Here is a 16,622-nt window from a genome sequence, read left to right on the forward strand (position 1 = left end):
CCGTGCAGCTCGTCACCGTTCTTCGCGTCGTCGGCGGGGCGATGGCCCTCGTCGCCATCGTCTGGGCCTCGATCATCGGCTTCTACCCCAGTCAGGTCCCCGTCCTGATCGTGCTCGGTCTGGGCGGCGCGGCACTGCTCGCCACCGGCGAGGCCCTCAAGGATCGGGCCCAGCCATGAACCGCCGGACGGTCGCGGGGCGACGGGCCACAGCCGTGTGCATCGTCACCGCCATGGCAGCGGCGACCTTGTCGGGCTGCAGCTCACCCGACGACCTGACGTGCGCCGAGTACGGCGCGCTGAGCCCTGGCGAGCAGGCCGAGGTCACCATGGACCTGCTCGCCGCCCACGACCTGGAGCCCACGGACACCGGCAACATCCTCGGCGTCACTCAGGCGATCGTGGACTTCTGCGGTCCGTTCTCGAGCGAGAACCCCGAGGGGCGTCTCGAAGACGTCACCGACTGGGACTCCGGGACCTGGTGACCGAACCCCGGCTCGCCGTCCTGCCTCCAGCACTCCCCGATGCCAACCCCAGAGGAAGTCTCATGCGTCCAGTCACCCGGACCGCCTCCATCTCGACGGTCATCGCAGTCTCCGCCGCGATGGTCGCGGGTTGCTCGTCGTCGCCGGTCAGCATCACCGGAACCTGGTCCGCCTCCGACGGATCCGAGACCAAGATCATCAACGGTGACGGGTCGTGCTCCGGCATGTACTACAACGGGACGTCCGTCCTCGACATCGGCGGACCGGAGACGTGCACCCTGTCCTCGACCTCGACCGGTGGCTACTACTCCCTGGTCGTGCGTCAGGCGCCGAACCAGATCACCTATCAGGTCGCGATCGACGGGGACACGATGACCCTGACCACCGGCGGCCAGGAGGTCGTCACGCTGACGCGGCAGTGAGGAGCCGAGACCAGGGCGCGCCTCCCCAGCGGCGTCCGCGCCGGCGGGTGGCTCTGTCAGGATGCGTGCGTGCTCTACCCCAACGAGCTGCGTGTCCTGAAGGCCGCGTCCGAGCTCGCCGAGAGCCTCGGCGGGGATCCGAACCACACCGTGGCCGCTGCCGCGATGGACACCACCGGGACGATCTACGCCGGCGTGAACGTGTACCACTTCACCGGCGGGCCCTGCGCTGAGCTTGTCGTGCTGGGCATGGCGGCCTCCGCGTCGGCCGGGCCGCTGACGACGATCGTCGCCGTCGGCAATGGTGGTCGCGGCGTCCTGCCGCCGTGCGGCCGATGCCGTCAGACGATCCTCGACCAGCACCCCGACTGCTTCGTGATCGTCCCGACCGCGCAGGGGCCGGACTACCGGCCGATCAGAAAGCTGCTGCCGTTCGCCTATGACTACCCGGACGCGTCACCCGAGAGGTTCATCCGGTTCAGCCCTGCCTACTACGACGGCGTGCGAGCCGGCCTGAAGACGGCAACCATCCGCTTCGACGATCCGGTCTCGGTGGGGCCGGCATGGTTCGTCTTCGAGGACGACGACGGCCTTCGCCGGCTCCCCGGCGTCGTCGACGAGGTCGGCTGCACACGCCTGGACCGGCTGACCGAGGAGGATGCGACCCGCGAGAACGCCGGCTCCGTCGCGTCACTGCGTGCCGGACTGAACCACCACTACCCCGACCTCGCCGATGACGCCGAGGTGGCAGTGGTCCGGTTCCACGTCACCTCACTGCACAGCGACAGCACCCCCAGGAGCCGCAGCGCATGAACGATCCGGTCACCACCACCGAGGAGTACATCGCCACCTTCCCCGCAGATGTTCAGCCGGTGCTCTCCGACGTGGCGGCTGCGATGCGCCGGGCACTGCCCGGGGCCGAGGAACGGATCCGCTACGGGATGCCCGCCGTCGTGCTGGGCGGCCGGTACGCACTCCACTTCGCGGGCTGGAAGCACCACGTAGGCATCTACCCGGTTCCCGCCCATGACCCCGGACCTCGAGGCCGAGGTGGCCCCCTACCGGGCACAGAAGGACACCCTGAGGTTCCCGTACCGGGACCCGATCCCGTACGACCTCATCGAGCGCCTGGCCACGGCCCTGGCCCACCAGCACCACTGACCGAACCGTCACAGATCGACCTCGTCGGCGCGAACGCACGTCCCGCCGATCAGCACGCGTTCGTCGGGACGATCACGTGGCGTCCGGACAGCAAGGTCAGGTCGATGAGCTGGCCAGGGGCAAGAGGATGACCGCGATACTGCGGGATGGCGGCGGAGCCGACGCCCGGAGAGCGAAGTGATCTCCGCCCGCTGCGCCGTCGTGGCTCCCACGTCGTGAGCCCGCACCACTGCGCACTGCTCAGGCCCCCAGATCGAGTCGGACGACGAATCCTTGACCCGTGTTGGGGATCGGGACGCGGCCGAGGTAGGCACGAGGTGGTTCGTCGTCCAGTCGTACCGCGCGGGGTACCGCCCCGTGGACGACGAGGTGGAAGGCCTCGCGGGCGGACTGTGGGAACCCGTCCCCCTCGACGCCCGCCAGGACCGTCACCTCGCTGCCTTGGCGGGTGACCTCGAAGCTGGTCCGGACGCGGGCGCCGCCCGAGGCCGCGAAGGTGATCCCGTCATCTTCCTGGAGGAACGACGTCGACGTGTCGTCACCGTCCGGGACGAAGAGGTGGAGCTCGATGAGTGCAGGGAAGTACCCGTCGGTGGACGCCGGGGCCTCCGGCCACATCGGGATGACGGCTCCTCCGCGGGCGTAGATCGGGATTCGATCCATCGGGGTCGTCGCTCTGACGTACTGCTTGCCGCGGTGGCGCTCACCGGTGTGCCAGTCGAACCAGGTCCCCGCCGGAAGGTAGACCTGCCGGGACGTCACGCCCGGCGCCAGGACCGGCGCCACAAGCAGGTCGGGGCCGAAGAGGTACTGGTCGTCGATGTCCCGGACCAGCGCGTCGTACTGGTGGTCGAACACCAAGGGGCGCTGCACCGGGGCACCGCTCTCGGATGCGCGCAGGAAGCTGGCATAGACATAGGGCATGAGTCTGTAGCGAAGGCGGATCGCCTCGCGCACGTAGCCCTCGACCACCGTGCCGAACGCCCAGGCGTACTGATCGACGGTGTTCGCACCGGTGTGATTCCGACAGAACGGCGTCAGGGCTCCGTACTGCATCCAACGGAGCAACAGCTCCGGGTTCGTGTCCCCCCAGAAGCCACCGATGTCCGCACCGACGAAGGCCTGCCCGGAGATCCCGAACCCACTGGCCATCGGGATGCTCAGCGACAGGTGGTCCCACCGGGATGCGTTGTCGCCCAGCCAGTTGGCTGCGTACCGCTGAATGCCCGCGGAACCGGCCCGCGACAACACGAACGTCCGCTTCTCGGGCATCGCCTCTAGCAGCCCCGCGGTCGTTCCCATCGCCATCAGCAGGGCGTACTGGTTGTGATAGCGCTCATGGGAGTACTGCCCTCGTCCGAACCTCATCGCCGCCGCGTCGATCGCACCGGTGGCCGGCTCGTTCATGTCGTTCCAGATCCCGGCCAGGCCCGATGCCACGTGCGCGGCGTTCAGCTCGCCCCACCAGGCCCGGGCTTCTTCGGTGACGAAGTCCGGGAAGACCGTCCTGCCCGGCCAGACCTGGCCGATGTAGTGGTCGCCCCCCGCGGTGCGGCACAGCACGTCGCGCTCGAGTGCCTGGTCGAAGACCCAGTAGCCCGGGTCGTGCTTGACCCCCGGGTCGACGATCGTGATGACTCTGAAACCTTGGTCATCGAGCCGGGTGAGCATGCCGGGCACGTCGGGGAACCGGTCGGTGTCCCAGGTGAAGACCCGGTATCCGTCCAGGTGCTCGATGTCCAACCAGAGGGCGTCGCACGGGATGCCGGCATCGCGGTGACGCCGAGCAAGGGTCTCGACCGCATCTTGTGAGTAGTCGAACCAGCGGCACTGGTGGTAGCCCAGCGACCACAGCGGGGGTGGAGCGGTCCGCCCGGTCAACCAGGTGTAGTCCTCGAGGATCGCCGGCATGTCAGGGCCGGCGAAGATGTACTCGGTGTACTGACCGCCGTCGAACTGGACCGCGTACTCCTCGCCCGGTGAGAAGTCGTAGCTCGCGCGATAGCCGTTGTCCACGAAGGATCCGGCGATCGCACCCGTCGGGTATGCCTGGTGGTAGAAGAACGGGATCGAGACGTAGAGCGGGTCGGCGTCAGTACTGGTGTCCATCTCACCGGTCGCCTTCGGGGCGAGGACGTCGGTGTTCCACAGGGTGAACTCGCGCCCCCGGCGGTTGTGGCGTCCTGACTTCTCCCCGAGACCGAAGATCGCGTCCTCCCGGCGGCACCTCCGACGGACGACGAAGGCGTCGTTGAGGGTGGCGTAGCTCCAGTACCGACCTTCGACGTCCACCACGGTCTCGACGACCGGGCTGCCGTCGGTCCGATGCACGTCGATCCGGAACAGGTCCAGCCACAGCGAGATCACCATCTCCGCAGTCCGCAGGCGCACCAGGCCTGAGGCGTTCTCGACCGTGAACGGCACGCCGTGCGCCAGGGGATCGACGCACACGGCGAAGGTCGGCGACTCGTCGAACACTCCGCCGCGACTGATCTTCACCCGCACGACGGTGTCGCGGACGACATCGATCCGGAGGCGCTCGCCGTGAAGGGTCGCGATGATCCCGTGGTCCGTCTCTTCGACGGAGTCGACCCGATCGAAGCGTACGTAGTGGTCCGTCCTAGGCATGAGCCGAACCCCTCTCTCCCGGCGCGATCTGCCGGGACCTGGTGCGCGCGTCCACGAGGTGGCGCGCGGTATCGATCGCCGGGCATGTGCCCCCAGCATGCCCGGTGGTCTGATCCACACCAGCGGACGCGCTCCTGTCAGTGCCGACGGCGTCCGACATGACGACCGACCGCTGCGTCGATGCCCGCACTGAACCCCTCCGGGTCGATGAGAACGACGAGTTCGCAGCCGACGTCAGGAGCTCGTGAGGATGACGAGCTGCTGGGTCGCTCGGGTCATCGCGACCACACCCCGTCGCCGACCCTGACCGGCCGATGGAGCCCTACCCGGGTCGGGCTCGTCGGGCTACCGTTCAGGGGGCGCGGGACTCACCGCGCCGCAGTGCGTCGCCTGCATCGCCTGCACCGCCCGCACCGCCCGACGACGACGTCGAGGGGATGTACCGCTTGACGCCCACGAGCCCGTGGATCGCCTGGCCCAGCGGAGCCGATCCCGCCGACGTGGCCGCACGCCTGCGCGTCGCCCACGAGCTGTTCATGTCGGGCGGCGCGGCGAGCGGCGACCCAGGCTCGCCGCGGGCGCGGGCGCGGGTGCGCCGCGTGGTGCTGGAGTCGTGGCTGCGCAGCCGCGGCAGCGGCGTCGACCCCGAGACCCCGAGACCACCCGTGGACGTCGCCGGCGCGGATCTCGCAGCCTTCCGACGCGGGCACGCGCTCGCGCCGCTGATGCCGATCGCGCGCCGGCTGCTGCTCGATGGCGGCGGCTCGGAGGGCATGCTCGTCGCGCTCGTGGACGACGCGGGTCGCCTGCTGTGGGTCGAAGGCGATCGCGTCGTGCGGAGCGCCGTCGAGCGGGTCGGCTTCGTCGAGGGCGCTCAGTGGCGCGAGCAGGACACCGGCACGAACGCGCCCGGCATGGCCCTGGCGACGGATCGCGCGGTGCAGGTGTTCGGCGCAGAGCACTTCACGCGCGCCATGCAGCCGTGGAGCTGCACGGCAGCGCCGGTGCACGACCCCGTCACGGGTCGCCTGCTCGGCGTTCTCGACGTGACCGGACGCGACCCGGCGGCCTCGCCGCAGATGCACTCGCTCGTGCGCGCGACGGTGGCCGCGATGGAGTCCGAGCTCGCGGTTCGTGCCCTGCGGGCGAGGTTGGACGACACCACTCGCCGCTCGCGCGTCCGGCGTGCCCGCTCACCCGACGCTGCCGCCGAAGCCCTCCCCGGGATCACCCCGGGCGACCCGGGGTCGGGGTCTGCCTGGCGGCTCGAGGTCCTCGGGACACTGACGGGGACGCTCCTGCGCGGCGGCGTCCGCCAGGTCGCGACGCTTCGCCATGCCGAGCTGCTCCTCCTGCTCAGCAGGAACCCCACCGGGCTGACGGGTGACGCGCTCGCCGCGCTCCTGCACCCCGGCACCCTCTCGAGCGTCACGGTCCGGGCCGAGATGTCGCGCCTGCGCCACACTGCCGGTGACCTCCTGGGCAGCTCCCGGCCCTACCGGCTCACCGATCGCCCCGAGGGCCGGATCCGCACCGACATCGACGACGTGCACGAACGGCTCTCCCGGGACGACGTCGCGGGGGCCGTGGAGCTCTACCGCGGGCCGGTGCTGCCTCGGTCGGAGGCACCGGGGGTCATCGAGCTGCGGACGGAGCTCGATGCGGAGATGCGCGCCGCGCTCGCCCGGACGAACGACCCGACGGCCCTCGAGGCGTGGACCCGCAGCCCGACCGGGGTGGGCGACTGGGCGGCGTGGCAGCGGCTGCTCACCCTGCATCCGGAGGGGTCTCCAGGGTGGATACGGGCTCGCGCGCACGCCGACCTCCTGGACCGCGAGCTCACCCTCGACGCCGGCCCGGACCGTTCCGGCTGACCGGGCACCGGCCGCCATCCCGCGGCGGGACTGCGCCGGTGGTTGAGGGCGGCAGTCCCGCGGCGGGAGCCTCAGTCCGTCGGCACGACGCAGGCGGGAGAGAGCGTGACGAAGTGCAGGTTGTCCCCAGCCGCCAGCGACAAGTCCTCGGGCTCGCCCTCCTCGACGTCGAGCAGGAAGACGTCCTGGTGCCACGCCTCGTCGAGGCGCTTGTCGATGTAGAACGGACTGCCGTCGACGTCGCCGAGCAGCACGTCGACGTCGCCGATGATGAACTCCCCCAGGGGGAAGCACATCGGTGTGCTGCCGGCGCAGCATCCGCCGGACTGCACGAACATCACCGGAGCGCCCCGCGCGGCGCGGAGGCGGGCGATCGCCTCGCGCGCCGCCGGGGTGGCGGTGATGCGTGCCGGAATCGTTGGCTCCGACATCACACTCCTCAGAAGAAGCCGAGTGGCTTGGTGCTGTAGCTGACCAGCAGGTTCTTCGTCTGGCTGTAGTGGTCGAGCATCATCCGGTGGTTCTCGCGGCCGACGCCGGAGATCTTGTAGCCACCGAAGGCCGCGCCGGCCGGGTACGCGTGGTAGCAGTTCGTCCACACGCGACCGGCCTTGATCTTGCGGCCCATCTTGTACGCCCGGTTCCCGTCGCGTGTCCAGACCCCGGCGCCCAGGCCGTAGAGGGTGTCGTTGGCGATCGCCAACGCCTCCTCGTCGTCCTTGAAGGTGGTGACCGCCAGCACCGGGCCGAAGATCTCCTCCTGGAACACCCGCATCTTGTTGTGGCCCTTGAGCACCGTCGGCTCGTAGAAGTAGCCGCCGGCGAAGTCGCCCTCCATCGATGCCCGGTGGCCCCCGATGAGGACCTCGGCACCCTCGGCGCGGCCGATGTCGACGTACGAGGCGATCTTCTCGATCTGCTGCTTGGAGACCTGCGGCCCGATCATGGTCTCGGTGTCCAGCGGGTCGCCCTGCCTGATCTTGGCGATCCGCGCCAGGCAGCGCGCCATGAACTCCTCGTAGATGTCCTCCTGGATCAGCGCCCGGGACGGGGCCGTGCACACCTCGCCCTTGTTGAAGGCGTAGAGCACCAGACCCTCGATCGCCTTGTCGAGGTACTCGTCGTCGTGCGCCATCACGTCGCTGAAGAAGATGTTCGGCGACTTGCCGCCCAGCTCCGTGGTCGACGGGATCAGGTTCTGCGCCGCGTACTGCATGATCAGCCGCCCGGTCACCGTCTCACCGGTGAACGCGATCTTCGCGATCCGCGGGTTGGTGGCCAACGCCTTGCCGATCTCCGCACCGGGGCCGGTCACGACGTTGATCACTCCCGGCGGGAGGACGTCCTCGATGACCTCCATCAGCTTGAGGATCGACCACGGGGTCGGGGAGGCCGGCTTGAGCACCGAGCAGTTGCCGGCCGCGAGCGCCGGCGCGAGCTTCCAGGCCGCCATGAGCAGCGGGAAGTTGAACGGGATGATCTGCCCGACGACACCCAGCGGCTCACGGAAGTGGTAGGCGACGAGATCCTTGTCGATCTCCGTGGAGGTGCCCTCCTCCGCACGTGCCTCTGCGGCGAAGTAGCGGAAGTGGTCGACGACCAGCGGGATGTCCGCGCCGAGGGTCTCCCGGACCGGCTTGCCGTTCTCCCAGCTCTCGGCGACCGCCAGCATCTCGGTGTTCTTCTCGATCACGTCGGCGATGGCGTTGAGCACCGCGGCGCGCTCGGTCGCCGTCGCCTCACCCCACGCGTCCTTCGCAGCATGTGCGGCGTCGAGAGCGAGCTCGACGTCCTCCGGTGTGGACTCGGCCACCTCGGCGATCGGCCCGGCGGTGGCCGGGGTCACGTCGACGCGGTACTTGCCGTGCGTCGGCGCGAGCCACTTGCCACCGATGAAGTTCTCATATCTCGGCTTGACCGAGACGATGCTTCCGGGCTGGCCGGGTGCGACGTACTTCATGTCGTTGCTCCTTTGCACGGCAGTGAACCTCGTGTCGGTGCCGCGTCGGCCTACACGGCGAGCACCGTGCCTTTGACTGAACACCCGGGTGTCAGCCGCGTCAACCAGGGCGGCGTGCAACGGTCGCGCAACGTCGACCTGCCTAGCCTGCCCGTCGTGGCGCGCCGCAACGGGGCGGCGCCCCTGGTCCGTCGTGCTCGTACCGGGCACCGCCGTCCACCCCGGTTCCACCAGCCGATCCGTGCACACCATCACCAACGAAGGAGTTCGAGATGACGACCATGAAGGCGGCCGTAGTCACGGCGTTCGGCGAGGACCTCACCATCGAGGACGTCCCGATCCCGGAGCCTGGACCGGGTGAAGCCCTCGTCGAGCTCATCAGCAGCGGCGTCTGCCACACGGACCTGCACGCGGTCAACGGCGACTGGCCGGTCAAGCCGAGCCCGCCGTTCATCCCGGGCCACGAAGGGGTCGGCACCGTCGTCTCGATCGGTGCGGGCGTCGACGACCTGGCCGTCGGGGACCTGGTCGGCAACGCCTGGCTCTGGTCCGCGTGCGGCACCTGCCGGCACTGTCGCACCGGGTGGGAGACCCTCTGCGAGAAGCAGCAGAACGCCGGCTACAGCGTCGACGGCTCGTTCGGTCAGTACATGCTCGTCAACTCGCGCTTCGCCGCACGCATCCCCGACGGTGTGGACACGACGGAGGTCGCGCCGATCCTCTGCGCCGGTGTCACGGTCTACAAGGGTCTGAAGATGACCGAGGCGCGCCCCGGCCAGTGGGTCGCCATCTCCGGGATCGGCGGCCTCGGGCACATCGCGGTGCAGTACGCGAGGGCCATGGGGCTGCGGGTGGTCGCCGTCGACATCGCCGACGACAAGCTCGCGCTCGCGAAGAAGCACGGTGCCGAGGTCGTCGTCGATGCGCGCGAGGGCGACCCGGCTGCGGCCGTGCAGCGGGCGACCGGTGGGGTCGACGGTGTGCTCGTGACGGCGGTCCACCCGTCAGCGTTCGGTCAGGCGATCGGCATGACGCGACGGGGTGGCACCATCGTGTTCAACGGCCTCCCGGCAGGTGACTTCCCGGCGTCGATCTTCGAGATCGTGCTCAAGGGGCTGACCGTGCGGGGCTCGATCGTCGGCACCCGCCAGGACCTGGACGAGGCCCTGAGCTTCTACGCACGCGGCCAGATCCACCCGACGGTGTCCACTCGGGGACTCGGCGAGATCAACGAGATCTTCGGCGAGATGAGCCGCGGCCAGATCGACGGGCGCGTGGTCATCACGTACTGATCGCGATCACGCACCGAGCTCGGAGGACCGGGCCGGACGAACCGCGCCGCTGGGGTGCGGCTCGTCCGGTTCATCCGATGCCGCTGCCTGCCCACCGGAGGGCCGGCAACTCGGTGGAGGACACCCCTTTACCTGCCTGCCCGACATGCCGACACACTGGGTACACCGGTACGAAGCGGACCTGAGCAGCCATGGAGGGGGCGCCGATGACACGCACTGCCATCCCGGTCGCCGCCACACCACCGGCCGGCCTGGGCTGGGTCGACCGCGCCGTCGTGCGTGGTGTGCAGGTGCCCGCCTGGGTGGCCGTCCTGACGCTCGGCGTCATGCTCGTCGCAGCGTGGGTCGCGGTCTACACGAGCGGTGGCACGCAGCGCGCCCTGCCCCACCTGTTCTACATCCCGATCATCCTCGCCACGCTGCCGTTCGGACTGCGCGGGTCGATCGGCACGTCCGCGGTCGCAGCAGTGATCTGCGGTCCGCTGATGCCGCTCAGCACGGTCACCGGCGAGCCGCAGCAGGTCGGCAGCTGGCTGTTCCGGGCGGCGATGTTCATGATCGTCGGGAGCATCGCATCGCTCGCCCTGACCATGCGGGACCGGGTCTACCAGCAGCAGCTCGCCTCGGAGGTCCGCAACGCGATCACCCGGTCCGAGTCCGGTGGGCCCGACGTGGACGAGAGCCTGCTGCCCCTGATCGACGAGGTCATCGACACCCAGGCGTTCCACTCCGTCTACCAGCCCATCTACTCGCTCGCGGACGGCATGCTGATCGGCGTCGAGGCGCTGACGCGGTTCGACGTCGAGCCGTACCGGACACCGGACCTCTGGTTCGCCGCTGCGCACCAGGTGGGCCGGGGCACCGAGCTGGAGCTCGCCGCGATCCAGCTGGCGCTCACCACCGCCCACGAGCTGCCGCCCACCGTGGAGCTGTCCGTCAACGCCTCGCCGGCGACCCTGGGCGAGGCCGGCATGCTCGACCTCGTCCGCTCCGCCCACGGCCGCCAGCTCACCGTCGAGATCACCGAGCACGCGGTCGTCGAGGACTATCACCTGCTCCAGGGGACTGTCGACGCCTTGCGCTTCATGGGCGTCAAGATCGCCGTCGACGACGCGGGCGCCGGGTTCGCGAGCCTGCGGCACATCGTGCAGCTTGCCCCGGACACCATCAAGCTCGACATGTCCCTGACGCAGAACCTCGCGGGGAGCCCGCTGCGCCGCGCGCTGGCCGGCTCGCTCATCGAGTTCGCCCACCGCACCGGCGCCCAGCTGGTCGTGGAGGGCATCGAGGAGGTCGGCGACCTGACCACGTGGGCGTCGCTCGGCGCGCACGCCGTGCAGGGCTTCCTCGTCGGGCTGCCGCAGTCCCTCCCGGTGCCCGGCGTGAGCCCGGTGATCACGAACCAGCGAGCGCGCATCACCGCCGGCAACCCGTCGCCGCCCGGCTGAGACGTCTATCCTCGGCCGATGACCGGACGACGTGAGTGGACCGCCGAACGAGTCATCGACGCAGAGCTCGCCGGACGCGTGATCGCCGAGCAGTTCCCCGACCTCGCCGGCCTGCCGGTCCGCACGTTCGACGCCGGCTGGGACAACGTCGTGCTCGCCGTCGGCGACGCGTGGCTCTTCCGCTTCATCCACCGGCGGATCGCCCTCGACGGGTCGCGCCGCGAGCTGGCCGTGCTGCGCCACCTCGCGGACCGCTTCGCGGTGCCCATCCCCCACCCGGTCTTCGTCGGCACCCCGACGCCGGAGGTCGGCTGGCCGTTCTGGGGCACGCGCGCGCTGCCGGGTCGGGAGCTCGCCGAGGCCGGGCTGCCGTCTGCCGAGCGCACCGACGTCGCGGCGTCGCTCGGCAGCTTCCTGCGCGAGCTGCATGCGCCGGACCTCGCCGCGGCGACGACGACGGCTGCGGCGGCATCCGACGTCGCACTGCCGTCGGATCCGCTGGGTCGCGCGGACGCGAGCCGGACGGCGACCCGGGCGCGCGAACGTCTCGGCCGGCTCGTCGCGGCCGGCATCTGGGCGGCGGACCCACGCGTCGACGTGCTGCTCGACCGCGCCGCGGCGGCGCCGCCGACACCACCGGGGCAGGCCGTCCTGGTGCACGGGGACCTGCACGCGCGCCACGTCCTGGTCGACGGCAGGGCCCTGGCCGGGGTGATCGACTGGGGCGACACGGCGCTGGCGGACCCGTCGGTCGACCTGATGATCGGCTACTCCGCCTTCGAGGGCGCGTCACGCACGGCGTTCCTGGACGCCTACGGCGACGTGCCGCCCGACCGTGAGCTGCGGGCCCGCACGACCGCCGTGTCCGTCAGCGCGGCCCTCGCGGAGTACGCGGCGGGCGAGGGCATGGACGCCCTGCTCGCCGAGACCCTGGCCGGCCTCGGCCGCGCCGTGGAATGACCCGCGGCTCTCTCAGTCGTCGAGGCGAGGCGCGGTCCAGGGCGCTCGGCTCAGCCCTGGGGGGCGAGCAGGAAGCCGGTGCCGTCGTCCGACGGGGCGGCGTCGAGCTGCTGGTCGAAGAGGATCGTCGAGGTCAGCGGTTCGACGAAGACGCGGGCGCCGTCCGCCTCGATGACCTCGTCGCCGTCGACGGGCTCGGGGACCAGGGAGAGCTCGAAGCTGCCCTCCTGGACCGGGGACTCGGCGATCCGCAGACCGCCGTCGTCCGGCAGCCCTGCGCGGGTGGCGATGTCCTGGAGTGCGAATCGGGCGTTGTCGGTCAGCGTGAGCACAGGTCGCTCCTTCATCGTGCCGGGGGTGACAGTCCGGGGGATCGAGGAGATCCAGGCCCGGACGTCTCGGGCGCGTCCACCGTGACAAGCCTCGGCCAGGGCCGCAAACGCTGGGGCGCCAACCGTCCACTGGGTGGACAGACCGATCATGACGGTCGTGGCCGGCACGACGTCGGCCACGGCGTCGCCGGTCGGGGAACCTCAGGTGGGACGATGGCGTTCCCCCGACCCAGGGAGCCCCCATGTCACGCGTCCTCGTCACCGGCTCGACCGACGGCATCGGCCTGGAGTCGGCCCGGCTGCTCCTCGAGGCGGGGCACGACGTCGTGGCCCACGCCCGCGACGACCAGCGCGCCGCTGACGTGCACAGCCGGCTCCCAGGACTGCGGGACGTCGTCGTCGGCGACCTCGCATCCCTCGCGCAGACCCGCGACCTTGCGTCCGACGCCACGGCCGCCGGGCCGTTCGACGCGGTCATCCACAACGCCGGGGTGGGCGGCGGGGCCACGGAACGCACCGTCACAGCCGATGGCATCGAGCGCATCTTCCAGGTCAACACCGTCGCGCCGTACCTGCTCACCGCCCTCATGCCGCGTCCGGCGCGCCTGGTCTACCTCACCTCCGGCCTGGAGGCCCAGGGCTCGGTCGCCCTCGACGACCTGCAGCACGCCGGCCGACCGTGGGACGGCATGCAGGCGTACTCCGACTCCAAGCTCTGCGACGTGATGCTCGCGTTCGCGGTCGCCCGGCTGTGGCCGGGGGTGCTCGCCACGGCGGTGGACCCCGGCTGGATCAAGACGAAGCTCGGCGGTCCGGACGCCTGGGACGAGGTCGGCGACGGTGCCGCGACCCAGGTGTGGCTCGCGACCAGCGACGAGGACGACGCCCGGGTGACCGGCCGCTACGTCAAGCGGTTCGCGCTGCAGGAGGCGAACCCGCAGGCCTCCGACGTGGCGCTGCAGGACGGCCTGCTCGCGCGCCTCGCGACGATCACCGGGGTCACGCTGCCGCGCTGAGCGGGCGCTACTGCGTGTGTCGTCGCGGCTCGGCTCCGACGACGGGGCCCTCGGCGGTCTGCTCGCGCTCGGCGATCACGTCCTCGCCGGGGCCGGCGAAGGCCTTGGACCTCTCGATCGCCTGCAGGCTGCCGGTGAAGAGCCGCGCGTCCCGGTCGACGTCGAGCCGCACGGTGTCGTCCGGCCGGCCGGCCGCTGCCCTGCGCCGACGGGTCGCCGTCTCGCCGGTGGTCGTCGTCTCGCCCGGGGGCGTCCCGCCGGTGGACGGCTGCTCCCCGGTGATCGGCTGCTCCCCGGTGATCGGCTGCACGCCCGTGACCGGCTGCTCGCCGGTCGGGTGAGCGCCGGTCGGGTGAGCGCCGTCGCGTCGGGCGCCACCGGCGTCGAGGTACGGGACCTGCTCCAGCCGGGTCTTCGGCAGCGACTCCGGGTGCACGCGCTGGAGCCACAGCACGAGGCCCTCGCGCACGTTGCACCTCAGGTCGAACAGGGTCGGGGCGTCGGCCGCACTGGCCAGGGCCCGCACCCGGACCAGGCCGCCGGTCGCCCCGGTGACCTGGAGCACGCCGACCCGGTGGTCCCACAGGTCGCTCGACTGCAGCAGCCTGGTCAGCTCCGCACGCATCTCGGTGACCGGCACCGCCCAGTCCAGGTCGAGCTCGACAGTGCCGAGCAGGTCGGCCGCCCGCCGGGTCCAGTTCTCGAACGGGTTGGTCGTGAACCAGGTCGACGGCATGATCAGGCGCCGGTCGTCCCAGAGGTGCACCACGACGTAGGTCATGGTGATCTCCTCGACCCGGCCCCACTCGTCGTCGACCACCACGACGTCGTCGACCCGGATCGCGTCGGTGAACGCGAGCTGGACGCCGGCGAAGATGTTCGCGAGCGCGGTCTGCGCAGCGAGCCCGACCACGATCGACACCAACCCGGCCGACGCCAGCAGGCCGGCGCCCGCGGTCCGCGCGGCGTCGAAGGTCAGCAGCACGCCGGCCACGGCGCAGACCACCAGGACCGCAACAGTGATCCGGCGCAGGACCATCACCTGGGTGCGCACCCGTCGGGCGTGCCGGTTGTCCGGCACGTCGGTCCGGTAGCGCGCGACCGCGGCGTCCTCGGCGACGAAGGCCAGCGTCCCGACGAGCCAGGCCACCCCGATGATCGTGGCGATGAGCAGCACGTGCTCGAAGGCCGGGAGCCAATCAGGACCGGCCGGCGGCTGCTCGGTGACGAGTCGCACCGCGATCCAGACCGCCGCCACGAGCAGCACGGCCCGCAACGGACGCCGGGACCGGCGCGAGAGGTTCTGGGCGAACCAGGAGCGGTGACCGATCGCCCGCACGACGGCGGCGACGACCTCGGCGAGCAGGATGGCCGCGATCAGGGCGGCGGCCACGGCGAGGACGACGGCGACGCCGGACGCGCCGCCGGAGCCCTCATCGACCGCGGCACGGGCGGCGAGGGGCAGGAAGGACGTCGGGGGGAGAGTCAGGGTCACGGGCCCAGGGTAGGGCGATCCGGGCACTTCGGCTCCGCGGTGCGTCGCGCTCTCGACGTGCGAACCCCACGGTCTGCGTCTAGCGTCCCTCATCTGGACGGGGCGTCCCTCGACCAGGACCATCGACGAAAGGGTCTCGCCATGGAGATCGACGGCATCATCAGTGCGCTCGTGGTCGGGATCATCATCGGTGCCCTCGGCCGGTTCTTCGCATCCGGGCGACAGAAGATCTCGATCCCGATGACGATCATCGTCGGGGTGGTGGCTGCGTTCCTCGGCTCACTGCTCGCCCGGGCCCTCGGTGTCGAGACGACGGACGGCATCGACTGGATCGAGCTCTTCATCCAGATCGGCCTCGCGGTCATCGGCGTGACGTTCGCCGCTCGCACGCTCGGCGGCCGGCGCCGCCTCTGACCGCCCCCGAGCGCCCGGTGGCCACGTGCCGCCGGGCACCGGTGCGTCCGGCCGGTGCGTCCCGGCCGGCGGGACCGACCGGCGCCCGATCATCCCTGTTTGGCTTTGTTGATTTTCTTTCGGGTTTGTTGATATGGTCGACCCATGACCTGGTTGGTTACCGGCGGTGCCGGCTACATCGGTTCGCACGTCGTGCAGGCCTTCATCGACCGAGGGCTCGACGTGGTCGTGATCGACGACCTCTCCTCCGGGCACGCCGAGTTCGTGCCGGACGGCGTCCCGTTCGTGCGGGGCAGCATCCTCGACACACCCCTGGTGCTGGCAGCCCTGCGCGACCACGCCGTGACCGGTGTCGTCCACCTGGCCGGCTTCAAGTACGCCGGGGTGAGCGTCGACCGCCCGCTGCACACCTATGACCAGAACGTCACGGGCACCGTGAGCCTGCTGCGCGCGATGGGCGAGGCCGGCGTCACCCGGATCGTCTTCTCCTCGAGTGCCGCCGTCTACGGGACCCCCGACACGGACGTGGTCACCGAGCGCACCCCCACCCTGCCGGAGTCGCCCTACGGCGAGACCAAGCTGATCGGCGAGTGGCTGCTGCGGGACCAGGCCCGGGCGAGTGCCGACGGCCCGGCTCCCCTGCGCCACACGTCGCTGCGGTACTTCAACGTGGTCGGCTCCGGGCGCGAGGACCTGTACGACTCCAGCCCGCACAACCTCTTCCCGCTGGTGCTCGACGCCCTCGTCGCGGGGCGCACGCCTCGGATCAACGGCACGGACTACCCGACGCCCGACGGCACCTGCGTCCGCGACTACGTGCACGTCGCCGACCTGGCGGTCTCGCACGTCGCAGCGGCCCGGGCCCTGGCGGCCGGGCGGACCCTCGAGCCGGTCTACAACCTGGGCAGCGGCGACGGCGTCTCGGTCCGGCAGATCATGACGGCGATGGCCGAGGTCACCGGGATCGACTTCACCCCCGAGCTCGCCCCGCGCCGACCGGGCGACCCGGCCCGGATCGTCGCGTCGGGCGAGCTCGCCGCACGCGACCTGGACTGGCAGATGCGCAACACGCTCCTCGACATGGTCGCCAGCGCGTGGGACGCCCGCCGGCACACTGCCGACTCCTGACCCGCACC

General features: G+C 70.9%; 17 protein-coding genes. 12 read left to right on the forward strand and 5 right to left on the reverse strand.

Annotation, left to right across the window (positions count from 1 at the left end; translation table 11 throughout):
* Positions 1 to 2: 2 nt before the first annotated feature.
* The 5 genes from K415_RS23835 (at position 3) to K415_RS24885 (ending at position 2,067) form a co-directional block, all read left to right on the forward strand.
* The gene (locus K415_RS23835) at positions 3 to 179 is read left to right on the forward strand and encodes a hypothetical protein (protein WP_155859370.1); all 177 of its coding nucleotides are present in this window, start codon (positions 3 to 5) and stop codon (positions 177 to 179) included.
* On the forward strand, positions 176 to 484 hold the full coding sequence (locus K415_RS0104900) for a hypothetical protein (RefSeq protein WP_024285980.1): 309 nt from the start codon (positions 176 to 178) through the stop codon (positions 482 to 484). The genes K415_RS23835 and K415_RS0104900 overlap by 4 nt, the downstream gene beginning before the upstream one ends.
* A 62-nt stretch (positions 485 to 546) precedes the next feature.
* Positions 547 to 906 (forward strand): hypothetical protein, encoded by a 360-nt coding sequence (locus K415_RS0104905; RefSeq protein ID WP_024285981.1) that lies wholly within the window; start codon positions 547 to 549, stop codon positions 904 to 906.
* A gap of 69 nt (positions 907 to 975) precedes the next feature.
* Positions 976 to 1,719, forward strand: coding sequence for an ASCH domain-containing protein (locus tag K415_RS21420; protein ID WP_197024671.1), 744 nt, complete (start codon positions 976 to 978; stop codon positions 1,717 to 1,719).
* Positions 1,720 to 1,932: 213 nt separating this feature from the next.
* The gene (locus K415_RS24885; RefSeq protein ID WP_255347116.1) at positions 1,933 to 2,067 is read left to right on the forward strand and encodes a hypothetical protein; all 135 of its coding nucleotides are present in this window, start codon (positions 1,933 to 1,935) and stop codon (positions 2,065 to 2,067) included.
* 240 nt (positions 2,068 to 2,307) lie between these two features.
* Here the strand turns inward: K415_RS24885 and K415_RS0104920 are convergent, their stop codons facing one another.
* A complete protein-coding gene (locus tag K415_RS0104920; RefSeq protein WP_024285983.1) occupies positions 2,308 to 4,695 on the reverse strand; it encodes a TIM-barrel domain-containing protein in 2,388 nt (795 codons plus the stop codon).
* Positions 4,696 to 5,141: 446 nt separating this feature from the next.
* Between K415_RS0104920 and K415_RS0104930 the strand changes: the two genes are divergently transcribed.
* Positions 5,142 to 6,569: a GAF domain-containing protein gene (locus tag K415_RS0104930; protein ID WP_231494829.1), complete on the forward strand. Its 1,428-nt coding sequence runs from the start codon at positions 5,142 to 5,144 to the stop codon at positions 6,567 to 6,569.
* 71 nt (positions 6,570 to 6,640) lie between these two features.
* Here K415_RS0104930 and K415_RS0104935 read toward each other — a convergent pair whose 3' ends face one another.
* A complete protein-coding gene (locus K415_RS0104935) occupies positions 6,641 to 7,000 on the reverse strand; it encodes a DUF779 domain-containing protein (RefSeq protein ID WP_024285985.1) in 360 nt (119 codons plus the stop codon).
* An 8-nt stretch (positions 7,001 to 7,008) separates the two neighbouring features.
* Entirely contained in the window at positions 7,009 to 8,529 is a 1,521-nt protein-coding gene (locus K415_RS0104940) for an aldehyde dehydrogenase family protein (protein ID WP_024285986.1), read from the reverse strand.
* Between the two features lie 281 nt (positions 8,530 to 8,810).
* Between K415_RS0104940 and adhP the strand changes: the two genes are divergently transcribed.
* From adhP to K415_RS0104955, 3 genes are all read left to right on the forward strand, one after another.
* Positions 8,811 to 9,821 carry an alcohol dehydrogenase AdhP gene (gene adhP / locus K415_RS0104945; protein WP_034662045.1) on the forward strand — a complete coding sequence of 337 codons (1,011 nt, stop codon included), beginning with the start codon at positions 8,811 to 8,813 and terminating at the stop codon, positions 9,819 to 9,821.
* A gap of 206 nt (positions 9,822 to 10,027) precedes the next feature.
* Entirely contained in the window at positions 10,028 to 11,269 is a 1,242-nt protein-coding gene (locus tag K415_RS22515) for an EAL domain-containing protein (protein ID WP_197024672.1), read from the forward strand.
* 18 nt (positions 11,270 to 11,287) lie between these two features.
* A complete protein-coding gene (locus tag K415_RS0104955; protein ID WP_024285989.1) occupies positions 11,288 to 12,229 on the forward strand; it encodes a phosphotransferase in 942 nt (313 codons plus the stop codon).
* A 50-nt stretch (positions 12,230 to 12,279) separates the two neighbouring features.
* Here K415_RS0104955 and K415_RS0104960 read toward each other — a convergent pair whose 3' ends face one another.
* Complete coding sequence (locus K415_RS0104960) at positions 12,280 to 12,561, reverse strand: hypothetical protein (RefSeq protein WP_024285990.1); 282 nt, start codon at positions 12,559 to 12,561, stop codon at positions 12,280 to 12,282.
* A 242-nt stretch (positions 12,562 to 12,803) separates the two neighbouring features.
* Here K415_RS0104960 and K415_RS0104965 point away from each other — a divergent pair, with 242 nt between their 5' ends.
* Positions 12,804 to 13,577: an SDR family NAD(P)-dependent oxidoreductase gene (locus K415_RS0104965; RefSeq protein WP_024285991.1), complete on the forward strand. Its 774-nt coding sequence runs from the start codon at positions 12,804 to 12,806 to the stop codon at positions 13,575 to 13,577.
* A gap of 7 nt (positions 13,578 to 13,584) precedes the next feature.
* Here the strand turns inward: K415_RS0104965 and K415_RS0104970 are convergent, their stop codons facing one another.
* A complete protein-coding gene (locus K415_RS0104970) occupies positions 13,585 to 15,072 on the reverse strand; it encodes a mechanosensitive ion channel family protein (protein WP_024285992.1) in 1,488 nt (495 codons plus the stop codon).
* Between the two features lie 141 nt (positions 15,073 to 15,213).
* Between K415_RS0104970 and K415_RS0104975 the strand changes: the two genes are divergently transcribed.
* Positions 15,214 to 15,486 (forward strand): GlsB/YeaQ/YmgE family stress response membrane protein, encoded by a 273-nt coding sequence (locus K415_RS0104975; RefSeq protein WP_024285993.1) that lies wholly within the window; start codon positions 15,214 to 15,216, stop codon positions 15,484 to 15,486.
* 144 nt (positions 15,487 to 15,630) lie between these two features.
* Entirely contained in the window at positions 15,631 to 16,614 is a 984-nt protein-coding gene (galE, locus tag K415_RS0104980) for a UDP-glucose 4-epimerase GalE (protein ID WP_024285994.1), read from the forward strand.
* The last annotated feature ends 8 nt before the right edge of the window (positions 16,615 to 16,622 follow it).

The sequence above is a fragment of the Cellulomonas sp. KRMCY2 genome (assembly GCF_000526515.1).
Lineage (GTDB): Bacteria > Actinomycetota > Actinomycetes > Actinomycetales > Cellulomonadaceae > Actinotalea.

Coding starts and splice junctions, on each gene's coding strand:
- galE (WP_024285994.1), top strand. CDS start 15,631: ATGACCTGGTTGGTTACCGGCGGTGCCGGCTACATCGGTTCGCACGTC.
- K415_RS0104975 (WP_024285993.1), top strand. CDS start 15,214: ATGGAGATCGACGGCATCATCAGTGCGCTCGTGGTCGGGATCATCATC.
- K415_RS0104955 (WP_024285989.1), top strand. CDS start 11,288: ATGACCGGACGACGTGAGTGGACCGCCGAACGAGTCATCGACGCAGAG.
- K415_RS0104920 (WP_024285983.1), bottom strand. CDS start 4,695: ATGCCTAGGACGGACCACTACGTACGCTTCGATCGGGTCGACTCCGTC.
- K415_RS0104940 (WP_024285986.1), bottom strand. CDS start 8,529: ATGAAGTACGTCGCACCCGGCCAGCCCGGAAGCATCGTCTCGGTCAAG.
- K415_RS0104905 (WP_024285981.1), top strand. CDS start 547: ATGCGTCCAGTCACCCGGACCGCCTCCATCTCGACGGTCATCGCAGTC.
- K415_RS0104900 (WP_024285980.1), top strand. CDS start 176: ATGAACCGCCGGACGGTCGCGGGGCGACGGGCCACAGCCGTGTGCATC.
- K415_RS24885 (WP_255347116.1), top strand. CDS start 1,933: ATGACCCCGGACCTCGAGGCCGAGGTGGCCCCCTACCGGGCACAGAAG.
- K415_RS0104965 (WP_024285991.1), top strand. CDS start 12,804: ATGTCACGCGTCCTCGTCACCGGCTCGACCGACGGCATCGGCCTGGAG.
- K415_RS0104935 (WP_024285985.1), bottom strand. CDS start 7,000: ATGTCGGAGCCAACGATTCCGGCACGCATCACCGCCACCCCGGCGGCG.
- adhP (WP_034662045.1), top strand. CDS start 8,811: ATGAAGGCGGCCGTAGTCACGGCGTTCGGCGAGGACCTCACCATCGAG.
- K415_RS22515 (WP_197024672.1), top strand. CDS start 10,028: ATGACACGCACTGCCATCCCGGTCGCCGCCACACCACCGGCCGGCCTG.